We start from the raw sequence: 25,587 nt of genomic DNA, 5'->3' as shown, positions 1-25,587 counted from the left end.
ACTAAAATCTAAAATATAAAAATGGATTATATGTTGATGCTACTATATAGGCAAAACTTATTGCAAACAAAATCAGCAATCCTATATCTTCAATAATGGAACCTACTAATGGCTTGTTCTGCAACCTGACAGAATAAACTTTTTCCCATACTTTTGCTGGAATATCTGTTGACCCTATTATACATATAATCAGTAAAGTCAGATTGCTGCTCAGCAAATACCACGTATTGCTGTTTGCAAATCCATTATTGTGAAGATTCATCAGACTTCCCATATATTCTTTTACAGAATTCAAATCTCCAATAGCAAATATTACCCAGCTAATGGTTATTAGTACCATAGCATAAGCTCCTGACACAATATTACCTAGTATTCCAAAATTCTTCTGGAGTTTTTGCAATATTCTTCCTAATATGAGTTTCTCTATAATAAGCAGGATTGCAAAATAAATTCCCCAAATAACAAAATTCCAGCTTGCTCCATGCCAAAGTCCGGTCAGAGCCCAGACAGTAAAAATATTCAGTATCTGGCGTTTAATTCCATGACGGTTCCCCCCTAAAGGAATATACACGTATTCCTTAAACCAGCTGCTTAGGGAAATATGCCATCTTCTCCAGAATTCTGTGATGGACTTTGATATATAAGGGTAATTAAAATTCTCCAGGAAGGTAAATCCAAACATTTTTCCTAATCCGATAGCCATATCCGAGTACCCTGAAAAATCAAAGTAAATCTGCAATGTAAATGCAACAGCCCCAATCCATGCAGTAGCAACTGGCAAATCTCCAGGATTCATTTTCATCACACTTTCCCATAACAGTCCGATATTGTTTGCCAGAAGTACTTTCTTAGCCATTCCTATAGTAAATCTTCTGACCCCGGATGCAAACATTTCCGGGTCCACATGTCTCTTTTTTAATTGTTCCTCTATAGTCTCAAATCGTACTATGGGTCCCGCTATAAGCTGAGGAAAGAGGGCCACATAGGTTCCAAATGCTATAAGATCTTTCTGTACTTTCACTTTTCCCTTGTACAGGTCAATGACATATGACATAACCTGGAAAGTATAGAATGAAATTCCTATTGGAAGTGGCAAATTCATTGCTGGAATGTGTGCTCCAAATGTAACATTAATATTTCCAATCATAAAGTCCACATATTTAAAAAATCCAAGTATTCCAAGGTTAATGGCCACATTAACCACCAATATACCCTTGGCCTTTATGTTATTCACATCATTCCTGTTACATCTATGGAGTAAAATGCCAAACCAGTAATTAAAAACAATAGAAAAGATCATTAAAAAAACGTATATGGGCTCTCCCCAGGCGTAAAAAAAGAGGCTTGTTACTAGCAAAACTAGATTTTTCAAGCCTGCTGGAGCCAGGTAATATACGCAAATTACAATCGGTAAAAAATATACTAAAAAAGATATACTACTAAAAACCATTTATTTTTCACCTATATTTCTTTACTGTCATAGTTGGCAAGCAGTTTATCTGCTGCATCACTGTCATTACATACAACTAATACAACGGTGTTACCGAAGGTCTTAATAACCGGTTTAGATAACTTGTCAAGTTCTTCAGGCACATAATTCTCAAAGCCTTCCTTTTGAGCCTGAATTCTATCTTTACAGGCTTTTACCACATCTTCAGTTTTTCCATCCACTGCTTTGATAACCGCAACTTCTTCAGCCGTAGCCCCTGTACTGGAATATAAAACCGCATCATCTACAAGATCTTTATTCAAGTTATACAGGCTAAAAAATATATCATTATCGACTTTGCTCATATAGTCTTTAAACTGTGTATTTTTAACTATGTATTCCCCTAAATCTGATACTTTGGCCTGCTCCAGAATCTGCTCATTTCCTGCGGTTTCTTTAGACCCACCCTTGTTACATCCTGTAAACACAGCACAAATCACTAATACCATAATCACACACAATTTTAAATTTCTCATCTTTCATATTCCCCCTATTATTTTATTAATCCTGCTAAATATTGTGCCCAGACTTTACAGTACTGAGAATTTAAGTGTATACCATCTGTAGTAGCATCTGATACCAGATATCCATCTCCATCTACTAAAGCTGCAGCCGGGTTTATAAATTGTACCCCTTTATCTGAAGCTAATTTTATAATATTTTCATTATACCAGTATATTTGTGCATTATTATGTACTTTATCACTGTCGTTTTTTGATTTCGAAACAGGCAAAACAGCTTGAAGATATATGACAGCATCAGGCTGTTTTTCCTTTATACTATCTATGAGTTTCCCATAATCTGCTAAAAAAGTCTCAATATGATTCCATCCCAGTTCATTCAAGCCTACACCTACAATGACTTTATCATAGTTGGCTGCATCAAGCATGTCATAAACTGAAACGGACTTTCCATCCATAGGCACCTGTTTTCCTTCTACAATTTTATCTATGGTCATGGCTTTCATGCAAAAATAGGATGCATTTTTTACTCCAGAATAAAGTTTAAATCCCTCTATTCTGGAATCCCCTATAATAAGAGTATTATTGTATATGGAATATTCCTGATCCCCAGGAAGTTTTTCAGGTGTCACCATAGGTTTATCAGTATTAATCTTATTTGTATCATTTGGCTTTTCACCAGATTTAACATCCTTGTTCTTTTCACTTATTTCTGGCTTTTCTTTTATTTTATCTTCTTTCACTGACTTATTTGTTTTAGTATTTTCCACATTTTCAACAGCACTAGCAACGTTTTTATTTGTTGTCAGATCCTGTCGTTTCCCATGTTCACTGGCTTCTATATTTATCCATATCATACACCAAACTAAAACAATCAGCACAACCACGCTGATTATTATAAAAATTTTAAACCTTTTTCGATTTTTTATTCTGATCAAAACTGCTTTCCACCCATCTGAAATTAATACTAAATTGCCTAAAATTAACATTTTTTATTTATATATTTGTCTTTCCTCATATATTCTAAATCCTGAAACGAAAAAAGGCAATGGGAATTTTCCCATTGCCTAAAATTTCTTTTTTAATTATTCAATAACGCTAGCTACAACACCAGAACCTACTGTTCTTCCGCCTTCTCTGATAGCGAATCTTAATCCTTCTTCGATTGCGATTGGTGTGATTAAGCTGATTGTCATCTGGATGTTATCTCCAGGCATACACATTTCTGTTCCTTCTGGTAACTGTAAATCTCCTGTTACGTCTGTTGTTCTGAAATAGAACTGTGGTCTGTATCCGTTAAAGAACGGTGTATGTCTTCCGCCTTCTTCCTTCTTCAGTACATATACCTGTGAAGTAAACTTTGTATGTGGATGAATTGTTCCTGGTGCACACAGTACCTGTCCTCTTTCGATTTCACTTCTCTGTACGCCTCTTAGTAGTGCTCCGATGTTATCTCCTGTTTCTGCCTGATCTAACAGCTTTCTGAACATTTCGATTCCTGTTACTACTACTTTTCTTCTTTCTTCTGTCAGTCCGATGATTTCTACTTCATCTCCAACTTTCAGTGTTCCTCTTTCTACTCTTCCTGTTGCTACTGTTCCTCTTCCTGTGATTGAGAATACGTCTTCTACTGGCATGATGAATGGCTTGCTGTTATCTCTTTCTGGTTCTGGAATGTATGAATCTACTGCTTCGAATAATTCTACAATCTTATCTCCCCATGGACCTGTTGGGTCTTCTAATGCACCTAATGCGGATCCTCTGATGATTGGTGTATCATCTCCTGGAAATTCATATTCGTCAAGTAATTCTCTTACTTCCATTTCTACTAAGTCAAGCAGTTCTTCGTCGTCTACCATATCGCACTTGTTTAAGAATACGATGATATATGGTACACCTACCTGTCTTGATAACAGGATGTGTTCTCTTGTCTGTGGCATTGGTCCGTCTGTTGCTGCTACTACCAGAATAGCTCCGTCCATCTGAGCTGCTCCTGTAATCATGTTCTTTACATAGTCAGCATGTCCCGGACAGTCTACGTGCGCATAGTGTCTGTTTGGTGTTTCATATTCAACGTGAGCTGTTGAAATAGTGATACCTCTTTCTCTTTCTTCTGGCGCCTTATCAATCTGGTCGAAATCTACTTTCTGACCTAAACCATATCTCTGGTGTAATGTCTTTGTTATTGCAGCTGTAAGAGTTGTCTTACCGTGGTCTACGTGACCAATTGTTCCGATATTTACGTGTGGCTTATTTCTTTCAAATTTCTGCTTTGCCATTTTTTATTTCCTCCCCTTTGCATGTTACTTTTGCAAATAATTTCTTTTTTATTATTTAAGTTGGAGCTGTTGAGCAGGCTTGAACTGCCGAACCTCTTCCTTACCAAGGAAGTGCTCTACCTACTGAGCTACAACAGCACGTTAGGACTATTTTACAACATTGTCCCTTCATAGTCAACAGTTGAATTGCGATACCTGAAGCACATTTTATGAAGACCTCTCTCTTGTTTCACCGTTTTTCCTTTTCACAAAGATTGCCCTTCCCTGGCATTAATTAATTTATGGCATCATAAAAGTGCTGAAAATCCCTGTTTTTCAAGGATTTCCAACACTCTTTAAAATGTTGTGATAATTGTTTAAAACTGCACTTCACTAATTGCCACAATTCTTCATGTCAATCTCTTCTTAACCCAGTTATGATTTTTTGCTTCTTTCCATAATCCATTTTGCTATTTTACCCGCCATTTCTTTTTGTGATTTGGAACTAACATACATCCCAATATGTCCAACAGGAAAAGAAACCATTTCTTTATCACTACTGCCTATGTGATCATTCAGAGGCTTGCTTGCAGATGGGGGAACCAAATGGTCATATTCTGCATAGATATTTAAAAGGGGCATGTTAATATTTTTTAAATTAACCTGCTTTTCCCCAATCATTAATTCTCCCTTTACCAATTTGTTCTCTTTATAAAGATCATTTACAAATTGTCTGATAGTTTCTCCCGCTTGTCCCGGACTGTCAAATATCCACTTTTCCATTCTGAAAAAGTCTGACATTTGTTTTGAATCGTCCAGATTGTCCAAAACGGTTATATATTTATCCAACATAAGTTGGAAAGGTTTTAGTATAACAAAGCCAGCATTCATGACATCCCCGGGAATAACCCCATAAGCATCGACCATGCTGTCTATATTAAGGTTCTTTCCCCATTTAAACAGCAATCCCTCTTCCGTATCAAAATCTATTGGTGCAACCATGGTCACCAGATTTTTTATTTTATCCGGATGGAGCGCGGAATAAATTGTTGAAAAAGTTCCTCCCTGACAAACACCCATTATATTAATTTTTTCTACTTTATTAGCTTTACATATAAAATCCACGGTATTATGGATATATCCTTCTATGTAATCTTCCATGGTTAAATACCGATCTTCTGGCGCTGGATAACCCCAGTCAATAATATATAAGTCCAGTCCCTGCTCCAGCAGGTTCTTTATTACACTTTTATCCTGTTGAATATCCATCATATACTGTCTGTTTACTAAAGCATATACTATTAAAGTAGGAACTTTACATGTATTTTTCGTTAATGGCTTATAATGATATAGCTTCATTTTATCTTCTTCGTATACAAGTTCCTTTGGAGTGCAATCTGATCCCTCATCATCGACATCCATTAAAACTTCCATACCTCTCATCATCTTTTTTTGTAATGCAAAAAACTCATCAAAAGATTTTTGCATATCCAAACCATAGGCTAAATTCATTTTATTTCTCCTTATAAAAAAATTTAGAATTATTTACTGGCTTTTATTACATCAGATAAATTGGCTATTTCTTCTTTTAAATCTTTTAATTCTTTTCTTGCATCTTTTACCTGTTTTTTTAAATCATAAACTGTCTTATAAAGGCTGTTCATCTCACTCTTGGTTGGAATGGGCATAAATTTCAGATATTCTTCTATTAAGCCATCATATCTCATTTTAAATACCATAGAAGAATCCACAAGTTCAGAAAATAACTTGCTGAAGTCCTCAGTATTAAATAATTTCAGATATGCATTCTCATTTTCTTTAGACCAGTACTCATAAAACTCTTTAAAAGTTTTAGGCTGGTTACCGGATTTTTGCATCTCCATGTAATTGTCAAGAATATCTTCCATGGTTTTTTGGGCAACAGAGAAAATGTTAGCTGAAAATTCGCCTAGCAGAGTCATATATTTTACAAAAGTGTCCATACTTTCCTGCTGCTTTTCGTAATATTCTTTATTAAATCCCATAGTCGGGCTGTTCAAAATCTTTCCGAAAGATTTTGAATAATTATCTTCCCAAAGCTTCATGAAATCCAGATAAGCAATAGGATTTTTGTAAGTACCTTGTACCATATAATCCTTTAGGACTTCACTGCTTTCAATCCATGGTCCATAAAACTTTTCAACAAAGCCTTTATACATTTCCATGATTTCCATTGGCTCTTTTACAAAAGACTGCATCGGTTTCGGCAGATATGGAATAACACTCTGTTTTACAAAGTTCATATATTCGTCTTTCCATTTACCATACATCTCCGTATATTCTTTCATTTCTGGCTTAAAAGCCTGCTTGTTTAAATCTTCCCACAGTTTGTATACATTGTAGTATACATCCGTACCAAAAGACATCTTCTTAAATATTTCAAATGCATTCCCATCGTTAAATGGAGAAAAAAGCTTACTATTAAAATCCATCATCTTTGTAAAAAAGTCCATGGTATCTTCCGGAGCTTCTTTGCTCATCTTCTCACTTTTCTGTTCTTTAGCATCGGTTTTTGGTAAAAATGCTTCCTGCCAGACATTTATCATATTTTTTTGCATATCAAAAAACTGATCCATGACATTATTCATATAATATCCCCTCTCTATTCTTCTATTAATTTTTTTACTACAGCTTCCCCTGAGACAACTTCAACATTTTCAGCATTATAAACACTTGTTTTTAATATAACGATTCTCTTTTCATCAATTTTACTTAAAACTTCTACAACTGCCGTTATTTCATCCCCTATAAAAACCGGTGCCAAAAACTTTAATGTCTGTGATAAATATAAAGTATTTACCCCTGGAAGCTTTGTTCCTAAAACTGCAGAAATTAAAGAACTAGTTAAAAGTCCTGGTGCAATTCTCCTTTTAAATGGACTTTTTCTGGCAAATTCTTCATCTAAATGAATTAAGTTTACATCACCAGATAATCTTGAAAATAAAACTACATCCTCTTCAGTAATAACTTTACTTATTGAGTCTTTTTCCCCTATTTTAATATCGGTGAAATTTCTCATACTCTCATGCTTACCTATGCTAATCCCCCCAAACTTTAAAATTTAAAATTTAAACTAAAAATTTAGTATAATATACCATGTTCTTACAACATATGGAAGAGATTTTTGTCAAAAAAGTTTGAATTTAATAAATATTTAGACTATTTAGTCTATTTGACAAGCTTAAAGATTACTACTATGTTGCAGGCATAAAAATATCTGCAATTTAAAAGATAACTAATAAGCAGAAACTATTTTATCTTTTATAGTTTTTTAAATAATCATATTTTTTTCAGACTTTATATTCTTTCAGGGCCTTCGGCAATAAAAAACTGCCCCAGAATAAATCAGTAGTAAAACTACTGGCTTATTCTGGGGCAGTTTCTTTTATTTATTATTAATTTAAGAAGCTGACATTTTGAATAAATATAAATCTACATCAATATTTATTATTTTATATAAGAATTTATTGTATCGGCACCTTCCTTGTGTGCATGGTAATAAACTCTCAATTCTTTGTTCTTATCCAAATCATATCTTGTTTCTTCTAAAAGTCCATTGGCTTCTGCAGTCATGACAGCTTCAATAACTGCAGGTTTTCTCAAACCTTTAAAGTTTCCATATTGACCTTTTAAAGCTTCAATAACATCATCTGCACAAGCTTCCTCTACAGTTGTAAAATATTTTAAAATAGCATAATTTAACGGCTTCATGCTTCTGCTCCTCCTTTACCCTTAAAGAAATCAAGTGGATTTACAGCCATAATAAAGATTCCTAATGACATAACTACAGCAGCAACCCATGCGATTGGAGGGATAGCCCAACCTTCCTGTCCAAAGATTAATCCAAGAATAACCCATGAGCATAAAGGTGTAAAGAAAGAATAAGTTGCGTTACAAGCCATACCTAGAGCTGTACCACACATACTATTTCCTTTATACCATAAGTTAAAGGAATATACTGCAAAGAATCCGCTGATTACAAACCACATCATGGCATGTCCATCAGCTACAGCTGCAGGAATAAGGTCAAAAGAAAGTCCTAATCCACCCCCAGCAATAATTCCAAACAAAGGAACTAAAACAATTAAATTTGTTAAGCCTGAAGTAATCTGTCTGATAGTAATTCCGATTTCGTAGTCAACCATACAAGTGGCATATCCAGCAACACAGCCTTCAATACCCCATCCCAAAGCAGCCACAAAAGCCACTATCATACCTAATACAAGGCCCTTTGGAGCTCCGCCACCAAATCCTGTACTTGCAATCATAAAGCTAGCTGCAAAACAGATTAAGATTCCCAGTATTGTACGTGGTGTAAGCTTCTGCTTATATAATATTCTGCTCAAAATAGCAGCAATTGCAGGGCACAAAGCCGTAATAGGAATTACGATAGAACCTGCAAGCTGTAAACATGCAACGTAAGCTGTTCCTGCAATCGGCCCTCCAGCTAAAGCTGCAAGAGCAATCATTGCACCTGGCTTAGTTTTAACAGTTCTGAAAAAGTCGCCAAGTTTTCCTTTTGTTGCAGCAATAATAACAGCCCATACTGCACTTATGGTGTCATTAACTGCACTACCTAAAGCAGCTAACATATAGGTAACAGCCAGTGCAGGCAATACAGTATTTGGTCCATACCACTGTGACCAGATTCCTGTTGACATACCTAACGTTAGAAAAGATGAGTAGAATCCATAGCATATACCTGAAAGTAGTCCAATAATAATTCCTCTTTTAAAAAAACTCGATGATAACTTGTCCTTAGCAGCTAACAGTTGTACATTAGACACTGCCCCTGCCGAAAAACCTTCCTTCATAAAAAATCTCCCTTCACATCTTTTTATGCATTTTTTATGCAAACTTTTAATACAAAAGCAATTCTACGCCTTCCCCTATAGGGGAATGTCAACAACTTTTTTCAAATTTCTTCAAATTTCGACAACATCAAATTCTGGTAAATTAAAAATCCCACAAAGCTATATTACTTTGTGAGATTTTTTGTCCTTTTATACCCTGTTTAGATGATTTTCTAGCTTTTTCCTTATTCGCTGGATAGCATTATCTATAGACTTTGGAGTTTTATTCATTAACTTTCCAATGTCGTTATAATTTTTGCCCTGTAGAAATTCTACCAGCACTTTACTTTCTAATTCACTAAAAAAATTTTTTCCTTCGTTCTCCAGACCCTGCATTTTCTCTTTCATTATGATAATAGTCTCAGGATTTTCTTCCAGACTGGAATATAAAGTATCTGCAATACTTACATCATAGTTTTCATCAGAAATCTTATTGTCTATTGAAATAGATGTATTTAAAGGAGAATATTTCATTCTGGTTGCCTGTCTGACTGCAGTTAAAATCTGTCTGTTTATGCAAAGCTCAGCGTAAGTTCTGAAACTTGCATTTCTTCCTTCTCTGTAACTTCGGATTGCCTTAAACAGACCGATCATACCTTCCTGCATCACATCTTCTGAATCTGCACCTGTAACAAAATATAAATGGGATTTATTTTTAATAACGCTCTTATACTTTCGAATCAAAGTTTCTTCAGCAAGTTCATCGCCAGCCTGCGCTAAGGTTGCAAGCTCTTCATCATTTATCTGATTATAATTTTCCTGCATCTCTTTGTTTTCTTACCTCACACATTAATACCGCAGCAGCGTTTGAAGCATTTAATGATGTAATTTTACCTACCATAGGTATCGATACTACGAAATCACATTTCTCTTTTACCAGTCTGCTTATCCCAAAGCCTTCACTACCTATAACAAGAGCCGCAGCGCCTTTTAAATCTGCCTTATAATATGTTTCTCCGTTCATGTCACAGGCATAAATCCATATTCCTTTTTCTTTCAGACTTTCTATGGTCTGCACTATGTTAGATACTTTAGCGCAGGAAATATATTCTACGGCACCAGCAGACGCTTTTACAACTACATCCGTAATCCCCACCGATCTTCTTTTAGGTATGATAATCCCGTGAACTCCGCAGGCCTCTGCTGTACGCATTATGGCTCCTAAATTATGAGGATCTTCCAGGTTGTCCAGAATTATTATAAATGGAGGTTCTCCACGTTTTTCAGCCTTTTTAAGAATATCATCCACATCGCAGTAACTGTAAGCAGACACATAAGCGGCTATTCCCTGGTGCGGACTGCCATCTGCCAGTCTGTCCAGGGTAATCTTATCCGCCATGATAATGGGAATCTTTTTATCTTTTGCCATACCTACAATTTTTTTGATGGATCCTTCGGCTCCTTTGCCTACAATCAACTTTTCTACTTCCCTATCATTTCGCAATGCTTCCATTACCGGATTTCTACCTACAATAATGTTTTTATTTGTATTTTCTGCTTCCAAACTATTTTCTCCTATACTCTGTAAATTTGTATTCTAGGCCCTTATGTTCCTGACTCCCGCTTTCCCAGACCATTTCTACATTTTTACACTCATCAAGATTTATAAAATAACGGTCTGCATCAAAGGTATTGTTAATTTTCGTAATGAAATATGTATCACATCTTTCACACATTTCTTCATAAACCTTTGCTCCTCCAATAATATAGATGTCATCTGAATCATATTGTTCCAATTCTTTTAAAAGTTCTTCTTTTGAATGGCAGACTTGGCATCCGGCATTATATTCTTTATCAGAAGATAAAACAATATTGGTTCTTTCGGATAAGGGTTTCTGTCCTGGCAAAGACTCCAGAGTCTTTCTGCCCATGACCACAACCTTTCCCAGAGTTTTTTCTTTAAAATATTTTAAATCACCTGGAATATGGGCGAGTAAATCATTATCTTTTCCTATACCCCAGTTATTATCTACTGCTGCTATCATCTTCATGCATACTTCTCCTTTTTATGTATACTATCTGTAGCAGTATATCAACAAATAAGCAATGCGTCAAGTTGCCGTGACAGGTCTTTATTTCCTGTACATTTATTTATAAAAGCATAATAAAAGGCCATGAATGCTACATTTCAAGGCCTTTCTTTTTAATACCATTTGTTTCACCCATTTTTAAAGTGTTACTCTAATTCCATCATATCCCAGAGTAGTGTCAGAGAAAATTTCCCGGGCATTTTCAATATAGCGTTCTGGCTTAGTCAAAGCCGGACTGTAATGAGTAATCCATAAGCGTTTTACCACAGCATCTTTTGCAAGCTGTGCACTGTGGGAAAATAGCATATGGCCCTTTTTAAGCATTTCATCAAGCTTATTTTCTTCCCCATACATGCCTTCACTTATGAGCAGATCTGCACCATAAGCAAAATCTTTCATTGTTTTAACCATTTTTGTATCCGTAAAATAACAGACCCGGATAGGGTCTCGTTTCTCATCTATAACAGTTTCCGGTTCTATGGTACGGCCATCTTCTAACCGTACAGTCAGCCCTTCATGAAGCATTTTAAATGCGGTCTTTGGAACTCCCAGTTCACATGCTTTTTGAGGATTAAATACTGGTTTTCTTTTCACAGTAATGCCATAGCCATAACAAGGAACACCATGACTCAATGATAAATGGGATATAGTTAATTCATCCATGTTCCATTCCTCTTCTTTGTCTTCCTCCAATTCATGAATTTTAACTACATAAGGAAGTATTGGGGCAATCACAGTTAATGATTGCACTACTTTTTCCAAACCCTTTGGTCCTATAATAATAAGAGGAGTTTTTCTGCCACTATTCCCTAATGTAAGCAATAGACCTGGCAATCCAGCTATATGATCTGCATGAAAATGCGTGATAAGAAGTATGGATAGATGGCTTAGCTTGCACCCGGACTTTTTTAAAGCTATCTGTGTGCCCTCTCCGCAGTCAATCAATATAGCTTTGCCTTTATACTCCAGCCAGCAGCATGCCAGCCACCTGTCTTCCCTGGGAACCACACCGCCAGTCCCAGGCAGACATACATCTAAAATACTACCCATTGATTTCTATACTATTTACTTTTCTCATGCTTTCCGTCATGTACCCCAATTTTTTTCCCTTTTACAATTCCTACGTCGGCATTTCCTTTGGGATCCATTTTCCTTAGTTCAGGATTACTTTTTTCTCTGTCCTTCATTCTGTTCTTATTGTTGTCCATAATATTTTTCCTTCCTAATAATAGTAAATATAAACTTATTATTTAAATATTATAGGGGAATTATTCAACTAATAAAAAATCTTCATCATTTTGCTCTCACGCTTTTTACACAATAATAAAACCTGCCCTATATAAAGGCAGGTTTTTGAACTGATTTTAAACGGCAATAGGTATATTTTTAATCTGTGGATTTTTTTCGTAATTCTCAATTTTAATGTCGTCTGCTGTGAACTCATAAAAATCTTTTATCTCTGGATTTAACGTGAATTTTGGTGCAGGGAACTGAGGTCTTTCAATCATCTCTTTAATTACAGGTACGTGTCTGTCATAAATATGTGCATCTGCTATAACATGTACTAATTCTCCCACTTCAAAACCGCACACCTGAGCCAGCATATGCACCAGTATAGAATATTGGACCACATTCCAGTTATTGGCGGCTAAAATATCCTGAGAGCGCTGATTTAAAATGGCGTTTAATCTGTTTTCTGTTACATTAAAGGTCATGCTGTATGCACAGGGTTCCAGATTCATTTCAGTCAAATCCTGAAAATTAAATATATTGGTTAATATTCTCCTGGAATAAGGTGTATTTTTAAGTTGCCAGATAACGTTGTCTACCTGATCCATTACCCCTTGTGCAAATTTATATTTCTGGGCCAATTGATAGCCATATGCTTTGCCAATTGTTCCTTGCTCATCCGCCCACTCATCCCAGATATGACTGTTTAAATCGGCGATTCTGTTAGACTTTTTCTGCCAGATCCAGAGTAACTCGTCAAAAGCGGATTTTATAGCGGTAGGTCTTAAGGTTAGCGCAGGAAATTCTTCCTGTAGATTATATCTGTTTACTACACCAAATCGTTTAATTGTGTGTGCCGGAGCGCCATCCTCCCATTTTGCCCTGACAAGTTGTCCCTCTGAAGAATATCCATTTTCTAATATGTCTCTGCACATATTTATAAATAATACATCCGCTTTACTCATCGACTCTACCTTTCCTAAATATAAAAGTTTTCTTTACCAACTGAATTTCTATTTCTTGTCTTTTTTTCTGACATCATCAAGTTCCGCCTTGTCAATGAGGCTATAGCCTGATTAATCACTTCTTCCAGTCTTTGTACATTTCCATCTAAATACAGATATCCCACCAGAGCTTCAAACGCAGTGGCAAGTTTATATGTTACAGGATCAGCATTTTGAGGCTTAGATGTTATTTTTTTATTCCTGGCACGTTTAACAAGAAGCTGTTCATTCACATCGAGGGATTCCATCATCTTCTTTATGGCCAGAGCTTGCCCCTCAGCACGTACAAACTTAACTGCCAGCTTATTCTGCTTGTTCACATTTACAGAATCTTTTTCCAAAACATATCTTCGCACATAAACTTCGTATACTGCATCCCCAATGTACGCTAAGGCTGTTGTGTTAATTTTATTTGCTTCCATCCGTTGATCCTTATTCTTTTATAATCTGTACACCCTGAGGAGTGTCCTTCAGAACAATTCCCTTGGCTTTTAAAATATCTCTGATTTCATCAGCTCTTGCAAAATCCTTGTTTTTTCTGGCTTCCTGTCTTTCATCCACCAATGCCTGAATTTCTGAATCAACACTGTCATCCTCTTCCTGCTGTAACAATCCCAGAACTCCAGTGAGTTCCGTAAGAATATCCAATGCTTTTTTAGCAAACTCTCTGGAAGCTCCATTTTTAACAGCATTATTTATGGCTGAAATTAACTCAAACACTGCAGTGATTGCATCCGCTGTGTTTAAATCATCTTCCATGGCATCGATAAATTCCTGCCTGTATTTGCTGAAAGTTTCAGCAGCAGCTTTTTCTGCTTCATTCATGGTATCAGATCCAGTTTCCATTAAATATTTTAGGCTCGCTTTAGCATTTTGCATTCTTGCCAGACCGTTCTTCGCCTGCTCCATAAGTGTATCACTGAAATTAATGGGATTTCTATAATGTCCTGATAATAGGAAAAATCTCATTACCTCTCCACTATAATCCGCTAAAATATCTCTCACAGTAAAAAAATTGCCCTTTGATTTTGACATTTTTTCGTTATCGATAGTAATATATCCGTTATGCATCCAGTAGTTAGCAAAAGGTTTGCCATTGTGTGCTTCTGACTGAGCTATCTCATTTTCATGGTGTGGAAAAGCTAAATCCTGCCCTCCCGCATGGATATCAATAGTCTCCCCAAGAAACTTCTTTGACATGGCAGAGCATTCAATATGCCATCCTGGTCTTCCCATGCCCCAAGGAGATTCCCACGCGATTTCATCTTCTGTTTTTCTTGCTTTCCAGAGAGCAAAATCAAGGGGATCATGCTTTTTTTCACCAACTTCAATTCTTGCTCCTGCTTCTAAGTCTTCAATATTCTGCTTGGAAAGCTTCCCATACGCTTTAAATTTTCTGGTGCTGTAATAAACGTCACCATTAACTTCATAGGCGTATCCTTTTTCAATTAAATCTACAACAAACCGGATAATATCATCCATGGTTTCGGTTACTTTAGGATGCACAGAAGCTTTTTTTACATTTAAAGCCCCTGCATCTTTATAATATTCTTCAATATACTTTTCGCTTATTTCCCCGGCGGTTACGCCTTCTTCTCTTGCTTTATTGATTATTTTATCATCAACATCTGTAAAGTTCTGTATAAACTTCACATTGTTACCTCTATACTCCAAGTACTTTCGTAAAGTATCAAATACAACAAATGGTCTTGCATTTCCTATGTGGAAATAGTTGTACACTGTAGGCCCGCAGACATATATTTTAATCTCATTCCTATCAATAGGAACAAATTCCTCTTTTTTTCTAGTCAATGTATTATATATTTTCATAGTGGCACTCCCTTTCATAAAAACATAGGGCAGGTAAACCTGCCCTAAAATTATACAATATTCTACTTAAGTTGTATACCCATTTAACTACAATTCAAACAAGTTTAAATATAATTCATAGGATTCTGTGCGACACCATTTATTCTGACTTCGAAATGAAGTACATTACCAGTCGCATTTCCTGTACAGCCTACAGTCCCTAAAGTCTGGCCTTTTGTGACCTTCTGTCCTGGTGAAACACACATACTGCTACAGTGTGCATAATAAGTCTGAAGTCCGCCGCCATGATCAACTTTTATTATATTACCATAAGAACCTGAATATCCTGCAGAAATAACTACACCATCAGCTGCTGCACCAAATGGTGTCCCAGCCGGATTTCTCAAATCTACTCCTGCATGTCTCCTGCTTCCTCTGTTTGCCCCGTAGGTAGAGGAAACTTCGATGTGTCCCATAGGAGCACTCAGAATACCGCTGAATTTTGCAGAAGAAGTCCCTGCCGTTGCAATACTAGCCGTATAAGTGGGAGCTGATGCTGTTCCCTTTAATGAAATCTGATTCTGTGGCTGGTTTAAAACCTGTTCACTTAATAGGTTTGAAGCTATTACCACGCCATTTTGCTTGATCACTTGAGAAGTAACCTGCTTACTTCCAGCTACTCCGGCCGTCTTAACCTTGGATTGTCCTCTATACAGAGAACTTGAATCTTCATAAACCGTTTGGTACGGTATTGTTTCTGTTCCCACTACTGTTTCTGTAGTTGTAATAGCTACAAATGGTTTGGATTCATATAAATTTACCACGGAACCAATCTGTAAACTGGAAGAACTGATTCCTGGATTCATTTTTTCCAGTTCATCCAGAGATATCCCACTTTTCATCGCAATGTCCCATACCGTATCGCCACCCTGGACTACATAAGTCTTCGGGGTCGCTGTTCCCTTTATAATATAGTCAACAGCATCAGCAACACTCATCACCCAGGCTGGGTCGCCTCCTACCGCCTTGGCATCATATGGGTCCCATCCAAATTCCTTATCAAAAACAACAGTGGCATTTGGATCGGATTTATTGGCTAAATAATAGGACTTTACTCCCTGGAAAACAGCTTTGGCATCTTCTTCAGTATCCACTGCCAATATGGTTTTTCCTCCAATTTTTATTAGCCATTGTATATCATTTGCAGCTTTTGCAAGCTCAATTTTATTTTCATGAACAGCTGTATGATTTCCTGTATGCCCTGGTGCCCCCATAGGTACCATTGGTGTTACAGAAAGGATTGCAGCAAGTGCCAGCACGCCAACTACCCCGCCAGCCGTAATTTTCTGCTTCTTTGAAAAACTCTTTGTGGTCTGCCCGATTTTTTCTAAGGTACATTTATCCTTTATAGAACTCATAGCATTTTTTATTTTTATATTCATATTCTAAATTCCTTTTTTCCTCGCTAGTTAATACCCGTTTTTTCTATAATCCCCTTTCAAAAGAGATGTATTGTACTTACGATCTCATGTAGCATATTATTTCCAGCTACGTTGTAATGTTACAGTATTGTTACAGAAAAGTCAACCCCTATGGCATTTTCTTCACAAAAACTTCAAATAAAAAAATCCGTAATCAAGTTGAAATTTCAACATAATCACGGATTTTTGCAACCCAGTTTGTTAAAAAAGTAATAAGCCTCTTAGGATACCAATATATTACAAGACTGTAACAATCCTATCACTTATTTGCGGTATTAGCCATTTTAACGTTATATATTATATAAAATTATTCCTCATCTTCAATGGTTACTTTCTTCATAGCCTGTTTTTCTTTCGGCTTATCCGAAAAATCTCTTTTCACATTTACTATTTTATCTGCAGCTTCGATTCCTTCAGTAATTTTACCGAAAGCAGCATATTGTCCATCCAGATGTGGAGCGTCTTCAACCATAATAAAGAACTGTGAACCAGCGGAATTTGGGTCCATGGCTCTTGCCATAGATAAAACGCCCTTAGTATGTTTTAAATTATTTTCAAATCCATTGGCTGAAAATTCTCCTTTGATTGTATGTCCAGGCCCACCCATACCAGTACCTGTAGGATCACCACCCTGAATCATGAAGCCAGGAATAACCCGGTGAAAAATCAGTCCATCATAAAATCCGTCTTTTACCAGAGTCTCAAAGTTCTTTACTGTTTCCGGTGCGATTTCTGGATAGAGTTCTCCTTTCATGATGTCTCCGTTTTCCATTTCAATTGTCACGATTTTTTTCATACATTTTTCTCCTTTATTATCTTAATTTAAAGCTGTCGTACATTTTATCTCTTTTTTTCAGCACAGACAGCACTTCTTTTTCAATATGGCCCTCAAACTTTTCCAGTCCGAAAAAGTAATCCATAAACTCCCATATTTCTTCTCTTAAATAATCTGGATATATATTTTCTAAAGAGTTAAGTTCTTCTCTGGAAACAAACTTAACTTCCTTCATAACCTGTTCCTGTCCAAAAAGCTCCGGATCATATCCAAGTTCCAACGCTCCCCCGCAGATTTTTCCCAAAAAGAAATTTACAAACCTTTGACCCCGGACATCTGAAACCTCTTCCACATGCCAGATTAATTTTTCTATGGTTACATCAAGACCAGTTTCTTCTTTGACCTCACGGGCAGCTGCCTGCCGTGCATCTTCATGCTCTTCAATGGCTCCTCCCGGCAACATCCAGATATCTTTGTTTTCATGATGCTGTCTAACCATTAATATCTTCTTTTCATCATCAAATATTATTACTCGTACTCCACCAGCCCACATAAATGTACTCCTATCCTTGCTTTGCAACCTTTTTAAGATGTAAATTAAACTTCATGGATATTAATCTGATAGCAAGCGTCGCTCCAAACGAAGCGTATACTGCCACGTGTTTTCCAAAATAAGGATATATCGCCATAAAAATCACTGCTCCAAAAATAGAAGCTACAGCATAAACCTCTTTTTTGAAAACATATGGTACATCACCACACATGGCATCTCTTATCACGCCTCCACCAGTTCCCGTTAAAACAGCCAGCGTTATAACCACAAAAGGCATATAAACATCGTTTACCAGTGCCACTTCTGCACCTATTGCCGTGAAGGCTGCCAGTCCAATGGCATCGCAAAACATTACTACATTCTGATATTTTACAATCCTCTTATAAAAAATTATTACTACAGCCGTTGTAATCAGGCTGATTATAATATATAGAGGATTGGCAAGAGAAACAGGTACGGGAACATTAATCATCACGTCCCGGACTATTCCCCCTCCAACTGCTGTTATTATGGCAAAAATTGATATTCCGTAATAATCCAATTCTTTATCGATGGCTACCAGTGCCCCTGCCGCTGCAAATGCTACAGTTCCTATTAATTCCATTAAAGAAATGAATTCCATTCATTATTTCTCCTCGTTAATAATTGTGATTGCTTTAGCAATGGCTTCTTCAGGAGAAATTTCTTCTTTATCGGATTCTCTTCTGAGTTTATATTCCACTTTTCCTTCAGCGGCACCTCTGCCCACTGTGATTCGTACAGGAATACCAATCAAATCCGCATCTTTAAATTTAACACCAGGTCTTTCTTTTCTATCATCAAGCAGTACTTCTACGCCTGCACTGGCAAGCTGCCTGTAAATATCTTCAGCTATTCTGGCCTGTATTTCATCCTCTGGACTCAACAGCGTAATAATCACATGATAAGGAGCAACCGACACTGGCCAGATAATGCCGTTTTCATCATGGTGCTGTTCTACAATAGCAGCCAGAGTTCTGGTAACTCCTATTCCATAACAACCCATAACAATAAGCTGATCCTTCTGGTTTTCGTCTTTATAGTAAGCCCCCATGGATTCACTGTATTTTGTTCCAAGCTTAAAGACTTGTCCTACTTCAATCCCTCTTGCATGCTTTACAGGAGCTCCACATACCGGGCAAGGGTCTCCAGCCTTAAGCATTTTAATATCTGCAACGATATCTGCACTATAATCCCTGCCATAATTCACATTTTTCAGGTGATAGTCTGCTTTGCAGGCTCCTGCACAAAGATTCTTCAATCCAGGAATTTCACTATCCACTACAATCTTACAGTCATGCAGGCCAACAGGACCAGTAAATCCTCCTACGCAGCCTGTTGCTTCTGACATTTTAGCCTCGTCAGCAAAACCAATGGCGTGTTCCGGAATATTTAATGCATTAACAAGTTTTATCATATTTAATTCTCTGTCGCCCCTTACGAAAGCAGCCACATAGCCATTGTCATTACCATTGTCATCATAAGTTACAAACAGTAATGCCTTTAAAGTCTGTGTCTGATCCATATTCAGGAAAGCCGATACTTCTTCAATGGTTTTTGTTCCCGGAGTGTGCACTTCTTCTAAAGGAAGCTCTGCTGCCTTTGAAGCTGCTGCATCTACACATAGAGCTTTTTCTGTGGTTGCTGCCATGTTGCATTTTTCACAGTATGCAATCTCGCTTTCACCAACTTCAGATAATGCTGTAAACTCGTGAGAGTTGCTTCCTCCAATAGCGCCAGTATCTGCTTCCACAGGCCGGAAAGTCAGTCCACATCTTGTAAATACTTTTTCATAAGCATCATACATATCATCATAACTTTTATCTAAATCTTCATAGGTTTTATCAAAAGAATAGGAATCCTTCATAATAAATTCTCTGCTTCTCATCAATCCAAATCTTGGTCTGGCTTCATCTCTGTACTTGGTCTGAATCTGATAAAGATTTAAAGGAAGCTGTCTGTATGAGTTTACATCATTTCTCACAATATCTGTAAAAATTTCTTCATGAGTAGGGCCAAGGCAAAAATCTCTTCCATTTCTGTCCTTCAATCTCCAAAGTTCAGGCCCATATTTGAACCACCTTCCTGATTCCATCCAAAGTTCTGCAGGCTGAACTGCAGACATGTGTATTTCCTGTGCTCCTTTGGCATCCATTTCCTGTCTGATTATTTCTTCAATCTTTCTTATGGAGCGCCAGCCAAGTGGCATAAAGCCATAAACCCCTGATACCAGTTTTTTAATCATTCCTGTTCTGACAAGCAAAATATGGCTGGCAATTTCAGCCTCATTTGGCACTTCTCGTAAGGTTTTTAAGTGCATTTTTGATAATTTCATTTTCTATAAGATCTCCTTCAAATTTTATTCAATATGCATACAGCTTCTGAAGCAATACCCTCTTTTCGTCCGGTAAAGCCCAGTTTTTCTGTTGTAGTCGCTTTTACATTCACTTTATTATGACTTATTTTTAAAGTTTCAGCAATATTTATTTTCATCTCATCTATAAAAGGTGCCAATCTGGGGGCCTGCGCTATAATGGTTGCATCTATATTGCCTATACCATATCCATTGCGTTCTAAAAGCCATGAAACATGTTCCAACAGCTTCATACTGGAAATACCCTCATATTTTTCATCTGCATCTGGAAAATGTCTTCCAATATCACCTAAAGCCGCCGCACCCAGCAGTGCATCCATAATGGCATGCACCAAAACATCTGCATCGGAGTGTCCTGACAACCCTGATTCAAAAGGTATTTCCACACCTCCTAAAATTAGTTTTCTGTTTTTTTCTAATCTGTGTACATCATATCCTGTACCAATTCTGCATTCCATGGGCATATCCTCTTTTGTTGTAATCTTAATGTTACTATAATCTCCATCCACCAGATGTACAGGGAACCCTGTCCTTTCAATTAAAACCGCATCATCCGTACCATAATAATTTTCAGCAAAAGCTTTTTTATAGGCCTTTATAAGCAGTTCCTTCTGAAATCCCTGAGGAGTTTGTATGCACCTGAGCTGATCTCTCGGTAATGTATTTGTAAAAACCCCTTGTTCATCAACGGTCTTTATGGTGTCTTTAACTGGTACTGCCGCAACCGCAGCTCCCTTCTCTACAGACTTTTCAATTACCAAATCAATAACATTCTGGGTTATAAAAGGTCTTGCTGCGTCATGCACTAATACATAATCCGTATCTTCTGGCAGCATTTCCAATCCCTTATACACTGAATCCTGCCGTTCAGCACCACCTACAGCAATTCCCATAAATTTATCCATACTTTTCAAAAGTTCTTCTGTTCTTTCAACAAAATCCTTTCCCGTAACGACAAAAAAGCCGTCAACATACTGATTCTGGCTGAAAGCCAAAGCAGTTTTAACAAGCACGGACTTACCTTCTATTTCTAAAAATTGTTTCGGAATGCCGCTGCCCATCCTTTTTCCAGACCCGGCAGCGGCTATTATTACAGCTACTTTTTTGTTTTTATACATATATTTTTATCTCTTTGGTTTTGCAAAAATCATACGTCCTGCTGATGTTTGCAATACACTTGTTACAGTAACAGTTACATTCTGTCCTATAAACCTTCTTCCCTCTTCAACGACAATCATAGTTCCATCATCAAGATATGCTACGGCCTGATTGCTTTCTTTTCCTTCTTTCACAAGGAAAAGTTTCATGTCCTCTCCAGGAAGCACTACTGGCTTTAAGGTATTTGCCAGTTCATTAATATTTAAGACTTTAACGCCTTTTATTCCTGCTACTTTGTTCAGGTTGAAGTCATTGGTAACAACCTTCCCATTCATAATCTGCGCAAGCTTTAGTAGTTTAACATCAACTTCAGGAATCTCATCCAGAGATTTTTCAGATGTGGTATTGTAAATATCAATACCATATTCTTCCTGTATTTTATTTAAAATATCAAGTCCTCTGCGTCCCCGGTTTCTTTTCAATCCATCAGATGAATCAGCAATATGCTGTAACTCCAATAATACAAATTCAGGTATCACGATATTTCCTTCGATAAATCCCGTTTTCATAATATCTGCTATTCTTCCATCAATGATTACACTGGTATCAAGAATTTTTGGTGTAGCATCAGCAAGTTTGCTTTTTGATTTAAAAGGCTGTCCACTTTTGCTTCTTGCAAGCCATGCACTTGTTACATCTTTAAACCTTTTTGTTGCAATAATAACACCCAGGTATCCCATGATAAGATACGTAATGATGCTTAGAATTGTACCCATATAGAAAATCTGAATCGTCGCATAAATCTGACTGACTAAAAAAGCAATAATCAATCCAACAATCAATCCAAATGTTCCTGATGCTATATCATTTGTAGAAACCCCCTGCAAATCGGACTCAATGCCCTTTGCTACCTTGATGCTGTGTTTTCCAAGACTAGGTGTTGCTCTAAAAAATATAATTCCAAAAATAATAGCAAAACATAGCGCAGTAACTGCTAACTGTGTTTCTGTGAATTTACTTTCTAAGGAATTCCCCGATAAGCCATACATAAATTCACTTAATAAGAACACACCATATCCCACAATGGCCCCAACAATAGTCAATATTATTCTTATAAGTTTTTTTAACATCCTGTTTCACCCCCCTTCAAATCTGTTTTTTCCCTCCATTTCTTTTGAAGTGTTTATAGCTCAAATACTATCAATAAGCGAAGATTAAATTGCTTTATCAATAATATCATTTGCTTCGTTTTGTCCAATATCCCTTACCAGAATTATTTCACTAAGCAGAATCTGTTTTGCATTAGTAAGCATTTTCTTTTCTCCCGTAGACAACTTTTTCTGTCTGTCCATCCGAATCAGATTCCTGACAACTTCAGCGACCTCTATTACGTCACCCGTCTTTAGTTTTTCCATATTTTCCCGATATCTGCGGTTCCAATTGCTCGGCATTGTACTAGAGTCATCTTTTAGTATGGAGATAACTCCTTTCAGCTGCTCTTCAGAAATAATTTCACGCACGCCAACACTGTTACTGCTTTCAACAGGAATCATCACTTTCATATCCCCACAAGGCAGTTTTAAGATGTAATATTTTCTTATTTCCCCTAAGATTTTCTTTTCTTCTATTTTTTCTATAACTCCTGCACCATGCATCGGATACACGACTTTATCTCCAACGGTATACATAACAATCCCTCCAATATATACTTCTAGTATATATTACTAATTCGGTTTATGTCAAGCATACAAATTTTTCAGTTTATCATACTGCTTTTTTTATGTCAATAACAAAATTGCTAATTTCTCTTTAATTTTTTTTAATTCTATTTATTTAATTCAAAATAAAAGGTACTGCCTTCTCCTTCTTTACTGTCTACTCCATAACGACCTTTATGAAGTAATACGATTTCCTTAACGATAGATAACCCCAGTCCGGTACCTTTTACTTCCCTTACATGATGTGTACTTGCTTTATAATATCTGTCCCATATCTGATCAATCTCATCAGCGGCAATGCCCATTCCATGGTCAGACACCTCACACCTTGCAGCTCCATCTTTACTGAAGATTTTTACTTCAATTTCCTTATCTTCACCACAATATTTAATGGCGTTATTGAGTAAATTGGAAATAACACGTTTTATTTTATTTTCATCTGCAGTTACAATGATATCTTCCGGGCAATCCAAAACAAATTTATACCCATCACGGCTTTCATATATGCCCAGAGAATGTATAATGCTTTGAGCAGCTTCCAAAAGGCTGAATTGACTTTTTTCAAGAGGTGTGACATGGGTCTGAAGCCTGGATAAATCAAGCATATCACTAACCAGCAGATTTAACCGGTCTGCTTCCTCAATAATCACCTCTAAATGGGCCTTTCGTTTCTCAGGATTATCACCGGAGAGATCTCTGATCATCTCTGCATAGGATTTAACCATGGTCAGAGGTGTTCTTAGGTCATGAGAAACATTTGCAATTAAATCCTTTCTTAAGGAATCCGTCTTTTCTAATTCCACTGATGTCATATTTAAAGTATCTGCCAGTTGTATGATTTCAGTATAGTGCCCCCCCTCAAAAGGTACACCATACTGCCCAGCAGCCAGTTTTTCTGCGGATTTCGTTATACTTCTTATAGGCTTGGAAATCCTGTTTGACAAATAAAATGACAAACAGAATGCCATACATAGTGAAATAATAGTAACATATATTAATTGATTTCTCAAGATTCCTACAGTAGAATCTACCGGAAACAAAGGAGAAAAAATATATAAAATCACTTTGTCATCTGCAGTCTTTTCCAAAAAGCTGGCATATGCCAGGGTTTTTCTGTCTCCATGCCCAGGGTTTTTCTGTGGGATAATAACAGAAGCACTCCGTTGGTTATCTTTAAACAGCATTTTCCGCACAGTACTCATCTCAGGTAAATACATATAGACTGGCATTCTCCCAGATTCATTTCCCGGAGAAAACAATATGGCATCATCTGTTTCTATCTGGATATACATATCATTGGATACAGATAAAGACCTTATGGTTTCTACAAAGTCTGGTTTACCATATTTATCTGCAATCACATTGGCTATTCTGTTGGTTTCAGATATTTTCATTTCCTGATAATAAGTATTTAAAAAGAATATCTGTAAAAGCCATAAAAGTGAAAGTAAAAATGCAGCAAATAGAATAAAATAAGCCCACAGTTTGAAATTTATACTATTTTTGTCAAAATTTATTTTAGGTAATTTAATCTTCATGCCTATGCCTCAAATTTATATCCTACACCCCTTAAGGTAACTATAAAATCTCTGTATGGTCCCAGATTGTTTCTCAGGTTTTTAATATGGGTGTCTATAGTCCTGTCATCACCAAAAAAGTCATAACCCCAGATATCTGACAGGAGTTTATCTCTTGATAATGCAAGATTGCAGTTTTTAGCCAGATAAAACAGAAGGTCATATTCTTTTGGTGTAAGTTCAATTTTCTCACCATCCACAAGGACAGTTCTTGCAGGAATATTAATAGATAACCCCTTAAAATTAAGTATATCCTGCTCAGCAAGCTGAACGGAAGCTTTTCTTGCCAGTACTGCGTGAACTCTTGCCATCAGTTCCTTGGGGCTGAAAGGCTTAACCACATAGTCATCTACCCCCAGTTCAAAACCAAAGAGTTTATCATATTCCTCACCCCTGGCAGAAAGCATGATTACTGGTGTGTCTTTAAATTTTCTAAGTTCCTTGCAAGTGGAGAATCCATCCAGTTTAGGCATCATCACATCAAGTATAATCAAATCGTAATCATTTAGTTTGCAGAGCCCTATAGCTTCCATACCATCTGCAGCCTCATCTACCTCATGACTGTTAAATTCAGCATATTCCCTTATAACTTCTCTAATTTTAATTTCATCGTCAACAATTAACAATTTACTCATAATTTACCTCTTTTATTATTTTTCATTTCACATTAAAATCTCTATATTATATCTTAAACGGTTAAAGTGATAAGTTTGTGATTAAAACAAAGATATTATATGTAATTTTATCATATCTCTTATTTAAATTGTTTAAGTTTTTATTGTTTATTTTTTGTTCTAGTGCTAAAATAATTTTATTATTA

The 25,587-nt window shown here is 36.6% G+C and carries 27 protein-coding genes, 1 tRNA gene and 1 pseudogene; all 29 read right to left on the bottom strand.

Annotation, left to right across the window (positions count from 1 at the left end; translation table 11 throughout):
• Position 1 precedes the first annotated feature (1 nt).
• A complete protein-coding gene (locus Ami3637_RS10775) occupies positions 2 to 1,234 on the bottom strand; it encodes an MBOAT family O-acyltransferase (RefSeq protein ID WP_330586608.1) in 1,233 nt (410 codons plus the stop codon).
• Positions 1,235 to 1,461: 227 nt separating this feature from the next.
• Entirely contained in the window at positions 1,462 to 1,965 is a 504-nt protein-coding gene (locus Ami3637_RS10770; RefSeq protein WP_162362586.1) for a DUF4358 domain-containing protein, read from the bottom strand.
• A 17-nt stretch (positions 1,966 to 1,982) separates the two neighbouring features.
• Positions 1,983 to 2,888 (bottom strand): GDSL-type esterase/lipase family protein, encoded by a 906-nt coding sequence (locus Ami3637_RS10765; protein ID WP_162362585.1) that lies wholly within the window; start codon positions 2,886 to 2,888, stop codon positions 1,983 to 1,985.
• Positions 2,889 to 3,035: 147 nt separating this feature from the next.
• Complete coding sequence (tuf, locus tag Ami3637_RS10760; protein ID WP_162362584.1) at positions 3,036 to 4,229, bottom strand: elongation factor Tu; 1,194 nt, start codon at positions 4,227 to 4,229, stop codon at positions 3,036 to 3,038.
• 61 nt (positions 4,230 to 4,290) lie between these two features.
• Positions 4,291 to 4,367 (bottom strand) — tRNA-Thr (locus Ami3637_RS10755).
• Positions 4,368 to 4,643: 276 nt separating this feature from the next.
• Positions 4,644 to 5,720 carry a class III poly(R)-hydroxyalkanoic acid synthase subunit PhaC gene (phaC, locus tag Ami3637_RS10750; RefSeq protein ID WP_162362583.1) on the bottom strand — a complete coding sequence of 359 codons (1,077 nt, stop codon included), beginning with the start codon at positions 5,718 to 5,720 and terminating at the stop codon, positions 4,644 to 4,646.
• Between the two features lie 29 nt (positions 5,721 to 5,749).
• Positions 5,750 to 6,835 (bottom strand): poly(R)-hydroxyalkanoic acid synthase subunit PhaE, encoded by a 1,086-nt coding sequence (locus Ami3637_RS10745; RefSeq protein ID WP_162362582.1) that lies wholly within the window; start codon positions 6,833 to 6,835, stop codon positions 5,750 to 5,752.
• Between the two features lie 14 nt (positions 6,836 to 6,849).
• Positions 6,850 to 7,266, bottom strand: a complete 417-nt coding sequence (locus Ami3637_RS10740) for a MaoC family dehydratase (RefSeq protein ID WP_162362581.1) — start codon at positions 7,264 to 7,266, stop codon at positions 6,850 to 6,852.
• A 428-nt stretch (positions 7,267 to 7,694) separates the two neighbouring features.
• Positions 7,695 to 7,958, bottom strand: coding sequence for a hypothetical protein (locus Ami3637_RS10735; protein ID WP_162362580.1), 264 nt, complete (start codon positions 7,956 to 7,958; stop codon positions 7,695 to 7,697).
• A complete protein-coding gene (locus Ami3637_RS10730; protein WP_162362579.1) occupies positions 7,955 to 9,061 on the bottom strand; it encodes a hypothetical protein in 1,107 nt (368 codons plus the stop codon). The genes Ami3637_RS10735 and Ami3637_RS10730 overlap by 4 nt, the downstream gene beginning before the upstream one ends.
• A 189-nt stretch (positions 9,062 to 9,250) precedes the next feature.
• Positions 9,251 to 9,865, bottom strand: a complete 615-nt coding sequence (gene sigH, locus Ami3637_RS10725; protein WP_162362578.1) for an RNA polymerase sporulation sigma factor SigH — start codon at positions 9,863 to 9,865, stop codon at positions 9,251 to 9,253.
• On the bottom strand, positions 9,849 to 10,604 hold the full coding sequence (gene rlmB, locus Ami3637_RS10720) for a 23S rRNA (guanosine(2251)-2'-O)-methyltransferase RlmB (RefSeq protein WP_330586607.1): 756 nt from the start codon (positions 10,602 to 10,604) through the stop codon (positions 9,849 to 9,851). The genes sigH and rlmB overlap by 17 nt, the downstream gene beginning before the upstream one ends.
• A 1-nt stretch (position 10,605) precedes the next feature.
• The gene (locus tag Ami3637_RS10715; RefSeq protein ID WP_162362577.1) at positions 10,606 to 11,091 is read right to left on the bottom strand and encodes a dihydrofolate reductase; all 486 of its coding nucleotides are present in this window, start codon (positions 11,089 to 11,091) and stop codon (positions 10,606 to 10,608) included.
• 177 nt (positions 11,092 to 11,268) lie between these two features.
• Entirely contained in the window at positions 11,269 to 12,180 is a 912-nt protein-coding gene (locus Ami3637_RS10710; protein WP_243157988.1) for a ribonuclease Z, read from the bottom strand.
• Positions 12,181 to 12,191: 11 nt separating this feature from the next.
• Positions 12,192 to 12,338 carry a hypothetical protein gene (locus tag Ami3637_RS17105; RefSeq protein ID WP_202931043.1) on the bottom strand — a complete coding sequence of 49 codons (147 nt, stop codon included), beginning with the start codon at positions 12,336 to 12,338 and terminating at the stop codon, positions 12,192 to 12,194.
• Between the two features lie 156 nt (positions 12,339 to 12,494).
• Positions 12,495 to 13,295, bottom strand: a complete 801-nt coding sequence (thyA, locus tag Ami3637_RS10705) for a thymidylate synthase (protein ID WP_330586606.1) — start codon at positions 13,293 to 13,295, stop codon at positions 12,495 to 12,497.
• Positions 13,296 to 13,339: 44 nt separating this feature from the next.
• Positions 13,340 to 13,786, bottom strand: coding sequence for a Mini-ribonuclease 3 (locus Ami3637_RS10700; protein WP_162362575.1), 447 nt, complete (start codon positions 13,784 to 13,786; stop codon positions 13,340 to 13,342).
• A 10-nt stretch (positions 13,787 to 13,796) separates the two neighbouring features.
• Complete coding sequence (gene cysS, locus Ami3637_RS10695) at positions 13,797 to 15,194, bottom strand: cysteine--tRNA ligase (RefSeq protein ID WP_162362574.1); 1,398 nt, start codon at positions 15,192 to 15,194, stop codon at positions 13,797 to 13,799.
• A 104-nt stretch (positions 15,195 to 15,298) separates the two neighbouring features.
• Positions 15,299 to 16,615, bottom strand: coding sequence for a LysM peptidoglycan-binding domain-containing M23 family metallopeptidase (locus Ami3637_RS10690; protein ID WP_162362573.1), 1,317 nt, complete (start codon positions 16,613 to 16,615; stop codon positions 15,299 to 15,301).
• Between the two features lie 346 nt (positions 16,616 to 16,961).
• Complete coding sequence (locus tag Ami3637_RS10685) at positions 16,962 to 17,450, bottom strand: peptidylprolyl isomerase (RefSeq protein ID WP_162362572.1); 489 nt, start codon at positions 17,448 to 17,450, stop codon at positions 16,962 to 16,964.
• A gap of 16 nt (positions 17,451 to 17,466) precedes the next feature.
• Positions 17,467 to 17,982 carry an NUDIX domain-containing protein gene (locus Ami3637_RS10680; RefSeq protein ID WP_162362571.1) on the bottom strand — a complete coding sequence of 172 codons (516 nt, stop codon included), beginning with the start codon at positions 17,980 to 17,982 and terminating at the stop codon, positions 17,467 to 17,469.
• A 10-nt stretch (positions 17,983 to 17,992) separates the two neighbouring features.
• A complete protein-coding gene (locus tag Ami3637_RS10675) occupies positions 17,993 to 18,604 on the bottom strand; it encodes a trimeric intracellular cation channel family protein (RefSeq protein ID WP_162362570.1) in 612 nt (203 codons plus the stop codon).
• A 3-nt stretch (positions 18,605 to 18,607) separates the two neighbouring features.
• Positions 18,608 to 20,335 carry a proline--tRNA ligase gene (locus Ami3637_RS10670; RefSeq protein WP_162362569.1) on the bottom strand — a complete coding sequence of 576 codons (1,728 nt, stop codon included), beginning with the start codon at positions 20,333 to 20,335 and terminating at the stop codon, positions 18,608 to 18,610.
• A 17-nt stretch (positions 20,336 to 20,352) separates the two neighbouring features.
• Positions 20,353 to 20,838, bottom strand: coding sequence for a 2-C-methyl-D-erythritol 2,4-cyclodiphosphate synthase (gene ispF / locus Ami3637_RS18965; protein ID WP_456298129.1), 486 nt, complete (start codon positions 20,836 to 20,838; stop codon positions 20,353 to 20,355).
• 6 nt (positions 20,839 to 20,844) lie between these two features.
• Positions 20,845 to 21,492: pseudogene (gene ispD / locus Ami3637_RS18960) on the bottom strand (2-C-methyl-D-erythritol 4-phosphate cytidylyltransferase); the annotation flags it as partial.
• A gap of 6 nt (positions 21,493 to 21,498) precedes the next feature.
• Entirely contained in the window at positions 21,499 to 22,602 is a 1,104-nt protein-coding gene (locus Ami3637_RS10660; protein WP_162362567.1) for a PIN/TRAM domain-containing protein, read from the bottom strand.
• A gap of 84 nt (positions 22,603 to 22,686) precedes the next feature.
• Entirely contained in the window at positions 22,687 to 23,160 is a 474-nt protein-coding gene (locus tag Ami3637_RS10655; protein WP_162362566.1) for a CarD family transcriptional regulator, read from the bottom strand.
• A 137-nt stretch (positions 23,161 to 23,297) separates the two neighbouring features.
• Positions 23,298 to 24,728, bottom strand: a complete 1,431-nt coding sequence (locus Ami3637_RS10650) for a HAMP domain-containing sensor histidine kinase (RefSeq protein WP_162362565.1) — start codon at positions 24,726 to 24,728, stop codon at positions 23,298 to 23,300.
• Positions 24,729 to 24,730: 2 nt separating this feature from the next.
• Complete coding sequence (locus Ami3637_RS10645) at positions 24,731 to 25,402, bottom strand: response regulator transcription factor (protein WP_162362564.1); 672 nt, start codon at positions 25,400 to 25,402, stop codon at positions 24,731 to 24,733.
• Positions 25,403 to 25,587: the final 185 nt, after the last annotated feature.

The organism is Aminipila terrae, from assembly GCF_010120715.1.
GTDB classification, from domain to species: domain Bacteria; phylum Bacillota; class Clostridia; order Peptostreptococcales; family Anaerovoracaceae; genus Aminipila; species Aminipila terrae.
This window is presented reverse-complemented; position numbering and strand designations above follow the sequence as displayed.

Excerpts from the sequence above, each read along its gene's own strand:
- Ami3637_RS10770 (WP_162362586.1), bottom strand. The coding sequence starts at position 1,965 with ATGAGAAATTTAAAATTGTGTGTGATTATGGTATTAGTGATTTGTGCT.
- tuf (WP_162362584.1), bottom strand. The coding sequence starts at position 4,229 with ATGGCAAAGCAGAAATTTGAAAGAAATAAGCCACACGTAAATATCGGA.
- phaC (WP_162362583.1), bottom strand. The coding sequence starts at position 5,720 with ATGAATTTAGCCTATGGTTTGGATATGCAAAAATCTTTTGATGAGTTT.
- Ami3637_RS10745 (WP_162362582.1), bottom strand. The coding sequence starts at position 6,835 with ATGAATAATGTCATGGATCAGTTTTTTGATATGCAAAAAAATATGATA.
- Ami3637_RS10740 (WP_162362581.1), bottom strand. The coding sequence starts at position 7,266 with ATGAGAAATTTCACCGATATTAAAATAGGGGAAAAAGACTCAATAAGT.
- Ami3637_RS10735 (WP_162362580.1), bottom strand. The coding sequence starts at position 7,958 with ATGAAGCCGTTAAATTATGCTATTTTAAAATATTTTACAACTGTAGAG.
- Ami3637_RS10730 (WP_162362579.1), bottom strand. The coding sequence starts at position 9,061 with ATGAAGGAAGGTTTTTCGGCAGGGGCAGTGTCTAATGTACAACTGTTA.
- sigH (WP_162362578.1), bottom strand. The coding sequence starts at position 9,865 with ATGCAGGAAAATTATAATCAGATAAATGATGAAGAGCTTGCAACCTTA.
- Ami3637_RS10715 (WP_162362577.1), bottom strand. The coding sequence starts at position 11,091 with ATGAAGATGATAGCAGCAGTAGATAATAACTGGGGTATAGGAAAAGAT.
- Ami3637_RS10710 (WP_243157988.1), bottom strand. The coding sequence starts at position 12,180 with ATGGGTAGTATTTTAGATGTATGTCTGCCTGGGACTGGCGGTGTGGTT.
- Ami3637_RS17105 (WP_202931043.1), bottom strand. The coding sequence starts at position 12,338 with ATGGACAACAATAAGAACAGAATGAAGGACAGAGAAAAAAGTAATCCT.
- thyA (WP_330586606.1), bottom strand. The coding sequence starts at position 13,295 with ATGTGCAGAGACATATTAGAAAATGGATATTCTTCAGAGGGACAACTT.
- Ami3637_RS10700 (WP_162362575.1), bottom strand. The coding sequence starts at position 13,786 with ATGGAAGCAAATAAAATTAACACAACAGCCTTAGCGTACATTGGGGAT.
- cysS (WP_162362574.1), bottom strand. The coding sequence starts at position 15,194 with ATGAAAATATATAATACATTGACTAGAAAAAAAGAGGAATTTGTTCCT.
- Ami3637_RS10690 (WP_162362573.1), bottom strand. The coding sequence starts at position 16,615 with ATGAATATAAAAATAAAAAATGCTATGAGTTCTATAAAGGATAAATGT.
- Ami3637_RS10685 (WP_162362572.1), bottom strand. The coding sequence starts at position 17,450 with ATGAAAAAAATCGTGACAATTGAAATGGAAAACGGAGACATCATGAAA.
- Ami3637_RS10680 (WP_162362571.1), bottom strand. The coding sequence starts at position 17,982 with ATGTGGGCTGGTGGAGTACGAGTAATAATATTTGATGATGAAAAGAAG.
- Ami3637_RS10675 (WP_162362570.1), bottom strand. The coding sequence starts at position 18,604 with ATGGAATTCATTTCTTTAATGGAATTAATAGGAACTGTAGCATTTGCA.
- Ami3637_RS10670 (WP_162362569.1), bottom strand. The coding sequence starts at position 20,335 with ATGAAATTATCAAAAATGCACTTAAAAACCTTACGAGAAGTGCCAAAT.
- ispF (WP_456298129.1), bottom strand. The coding sequence starts at position 20,838 with ATGCCCATGGAATGCAGAATTGGTACAGGATATGATGTACACAGATTA.
- Ami3637_RS10660 (WP_162362567.1), bottom strand. The coding sequence starts at position 22,602 with ATGTTAAAAAAACTTATAAGAATAATATTGACTATTGTTGGGGCCATT.
- Ami3637_RS10655 (WP_162362566.1), bottom strand. The coding sequence starts at position 23,160 with ATGTATACCGTTGGAGATAAAGTCGTGTATCCGATGCATGGTGCAGGA.
- Ami3637_RS10650 (WP_162362565.1), bottom strand. The coding sequence starts at position 24,728 with ATGAAGATTAAATTACCTAAAATAAATTTTGACAAAAATAGTATAAAT.
- Ami3637_RS10645 (WP_162362564.1), bottom strand. The coding sequence starts at position 25,402 with ATGAGTAAATTGTTAATTGTTGACGATGAAATTAAAATTAGAGAAGTT.